At 68.3% G+C, this 3,275-nt stretch carries 3 protein-coding genes; 2 read left to right on the top strand and 1 reads right to left on the bottom strand.

Translation table 11 applies throughout. The annotated features are described in order from the left end of the window. Position 1 precedes the first annotated feature (1 nt). A complete protein-coding gene (locus ACY34I_RS40210; protein WP_148802483.1) occupies positions 2-478 on the bottom strand; it encodes a MarR family winged helix-turn-helix transcriptional regulator in 477 nt (158 codons plus the stop codon). A gap of 31 nt (positions 479-509) precedes the next feature. Between ACY34I_RS40210 and ACY34I_RS40205 the strand changes: the two genes are divergently transcribed. Together ACY34I_RS40205 and ACY34I_RS40200 are read left to right on the top strand one after the other, a co-directional pair. Continuing rightward, the gene (locus tag ACY34I_RS40205; protein WP_462760769.1) at positions 510-1,586 is read left to right on the top strand and encodes a GNAT family N-acetyltransferase; all 1,077 of its coding nucleotides are present in this window, start codon (positions 510-512) and stop codon (positions 1,584-1,586) included. 315 nt (positions 1,587-1,901) lie between these two features. Continuing rightward, positions 1,902-3,131, top strand: a complete 1,230-nt coding sequence (locus ACY34I_RS40200; RefSeq protein WP_462760771.1) for an IS110 family RNA-guided transposase — start codon at positions 1,902-1,904, stop codon at positions 3,129-3,131. The last annotated feature ends 144 nt before the right edge of the window (positions 3,132-3,275 follow it).

Here is a 3,275-nt window from a genome sequence, read left to right as displayed (position 1 = left end):
CTCAATCGTCGCCGGTTAGGGGTTCTTTCAGTCTCTGGTCGATCTGTTCGATGGCGGTGAGGTCTTCCGGGGTGAGCCGGTCGATGAAGTGGTGTCGTACTGACTCGAGGTGGATCGGTGCGGCGTTGTCGAGTGTGTCGAGCCCGTGTGCGGTGAGTACGAGGAGGCAGCCTCTGCCGTCGGTGGGATCGGGTGCGCGCTGCAGGAGACCGCGCGCTTCCATCCGGGTGGCGTGCCGGGACAGTCGACTGCGTGACCAGCCCATCTTGTCGGCCTGTTTTCCCAGGGTGCTGGTGTGGTCGGGCTGCTCCGACAGCGTGCTGAGTACTTCGTAGTCGGGTTCGGAGAGGCCGATCGCGGCCAGGTCGTGCGCGGTGCCGGTCTGAACGGCGACCATCACACGTAGGAATGCCCGCCATGCCCTCTCCTCGTCGGGGTTCAACCAACGCACGTTGCTGGCCGGCGGTCTTGTTGACATGTAATCAATCTAGCATCTAAGCTTCGTTTCCATGTCAACGAAAACGATCCGTGTCCTGGCGCTCATGTGCAGCACCCGCCCCGGCGCCCTCGGCCCCGCCGTGGGAGAGTGGCTGATCGAGGCGATCACCCCTCGTGCCGCGGAACTCGGCGTCGAGCTTGTGCCGGTGGCCCTCGGCGATCTGAACCTGCCGTTCCTGGACGAAGAGGAACACCCGTCGTCGGGTGTCTACCGACATGAGCACACGCGTCGGTGGAGCGCGATTGCCGACGCGGCAGACGGGTTCATCGCGGTCACGCCGGAGTACAACTACGGGATGCCAGCGACCCTGAAGAACGCGCTGGACTACCTCAGCCGCGAATGGGCATGGAAGCCGATCGGTTTCGTCAGCTACGGCCACACGTCGGCGGGCACCCGGTCGGTTCAGCACGCCAAGCAGGTGGTGACCACGCTGCGCCTGGTTCCGTTGGGCGCCACGGTCGCGATCCGCATCGATGACGCAACGGAGAATGGTCGGCTGCGGCCCGACGCGGCCCGCGACACGGCGGGTGTCGGCCTGCTGGACGAACTGGTCCGGGTCGCCCACGCCCTACGGCCGATGCGCGAACGCGCACGAGCCGGTGCCCTGTCCGGACCGTTGCCAGGGTCCTACGCGAGACGGCTGACCCCCGACGACGCGCCCGAGGTCACAGTGCTGCAGCGGTGTTGCTGGGTGGACGAGGCCGTCGCCAACGACACCATGGCCATACCGGCCCTGCACGAGTCGCTGGAGGAGGTACGTGACTGGCTGGCGACCTGGCACACCACGGGCATCTGGCGGGACGGCCGACTGCTGGGCATGGTGCGGGCCCGTAGCGTCGACACCGACTGGCATGTGGGTCGCCTCGCCGTCGTGCCCGACCTGCGAGGCCAGGGGCTGGGCCGGTGGCTGCTACGCACCGCCGAAGCCGCTGCCCAACCGGATTGCCGCCGCATCCTGCTGTTCACCGGCGCCAAGAGCCTGCGGAACATCGACCTCTACCACAGCGAGGGCTACCAGTCGATGCCACCCGCCAGCTTTGACGGAACCACCTGCCTCACCAAGGACCTACCCGTTAGGCAGCGCTGACACTGCCGGTCCATTGAACCCCCGTAGTCCGGTGCGCGCTCACTGCGCAGACTCTTCCTGTCGGCGGTCTCGTCGGGCACCGTGTCTGGTGCCGGCGATTTCGGGTCGTCGGCGCACCTGGTCCCCACCGGGCCACCGCCTTGCGCGCTCGACCGGGAGAGGTCCGGCATGAGTTCCGCGGGGCCCGGTGGTCCCAGGGCACGTATGACTGGCGACAGGGCTGCGCGCCGTCGAGCGCCGATCAGTGAGCGACCGGCTTCCGTGTCCTGAGACCACCAGGTGCCCACCTGCTGCTGCAACAGCAAGGAGGACACCATGAGTGTCGGACACCACCCCTCGATGCGTCGACCCACTGCGGGCATCGACTGGGCCAGCACCGAACACGCCGTCGCGATCGTTGGCCCCGACGGCGTCGAGGTTCAACGGATGCTCGTCGAGCACACCGCTGCGGGGCTGCGGAAGCTGCTGCGATGCCTGCAGAAAGCCGCTGTGCTCGAGGTCGGTATCGAACGTCCCGACGGACCCATCGTCGAGGCCCTCCTCGATGCAGGGTTCACGGTCTTCGTGATCGCCCCGAACCAGATCAAGCACCTGCGCCGCCGCTACGGCGCAGCCGGTAACAAGGACGACCGCTTCGATGCCTACGTCCTGGCCGACACCGTCCGCACCGACCACCATCGCCTGCGTCCCCTCACCGTCGACTCTCCCGCGACAGTCACGTTGCGAATGACCGTCCGCGCCCGCAAGGACCTCATCGCCGCCCGGGTCGCGATGGCCAATCAGCTCCGCGCCCACCTCGAACACGTTCTGCCCGGCGTGATCGGGCTGTTCCGCGACATCGACTCCGCCATCACCCTGAGTTTCCTCACCCGCTTCGGGACGCAGGACAAGGTCGACTGGCTGTCGCCACGCAGACTGCAGAACTGGCTGCGCAGCGTCTCCTACCCCAACCCGGCACGAGCCGGGCTGCTGCACGCCCACCTGGTTGCGGCTACCCGCGGGAGCACCGGTCCTGAAGCCACCGCCCGGGCGCACGTCACCGCCGCGTTGGTGGCTGGCCTGACTGCCCTTCGCGAGCAGATCAGCGCGCTGGAGCAGCAGATTGAGCTCCAGCTGCTGCAGCATCCCGACGCAGCAGTGTTCACGTCCCTGCCCCGGGCGGGGATCGTGCGAGCGGCCCGGCTTCTGGCCGAGATCGGTGACGCCCGCGGCCGCTTCCCGACGCCCGAAGCACTCACCTGCCTGGCCGGGGCTGCGCCCTCGACCAGGCAGTCCGGGAAAGTGAAGACCGTCGGCTTCCGCTGGGCCGTCGACAAACAACTCCGTGGAGCGGTCATCGACTTCGCCGGCGACTCCCACCACGCCAACCCCTGGGCCGCCGACCTCTACCGACGGGCCCGGGCTCGAGGCCACGACCACCCCCACGCCACGCGAATCCTCGCCCGTGCCTGGCTGCACGTGATCTGGCGCTGCTGGCAAGACCGCGTCGCCTACGACCCCACCCGCCACCGAGCTCTGCAGGCCGTCCTCGCGACCACCGCTTGACACAGGGCTACTCATGCCGCCGATCGTGCGCGCCGACAACCTCGGAGGCGTCTGGGCCTGGTGCGTGCAAGTGCGGACGCGGTGGCGAGAGGTCGGCCGAGCCGGCGGGCTGTTGGCCGCCGATGCTGCAGGTTCGGCGACGGG

The organism is Micromonospora sp. RTBAU3-60 (genome assembly GCF_054963695.1).
The sequence above is the reverse complement of the archived record's forward strand: the minus strand, read 5'-3'. Positions and strand labels throughout refer to the sequence as shown.

What these genes read in the sequence shown, in the direction of transcription:
- ACY34I_RS40200 (WP_462760771.1), top strand. Translation starts at nt 1,902, where the DNA reads ATGAGTGTCGGACACCACCCCTCGATGCGTCGACCCACTGCGGGCATC.
- ACY34I_RS40210 (WP_148802483.1), bottom strand. Translation starts at nt 478, where the DNA reads ATGTCAACAAGACCGCCGGCCAGCAACGTGCGTTGGTTGAACCCCGAC.
- ACY34I_RS40205 (WP_462760769.1), top strand. Translation starts at nt 510, where the DNA reads ATGTCAACGAAAACGATCCGTGTCCTGGCGCTCATGTGCAGCACCCGC.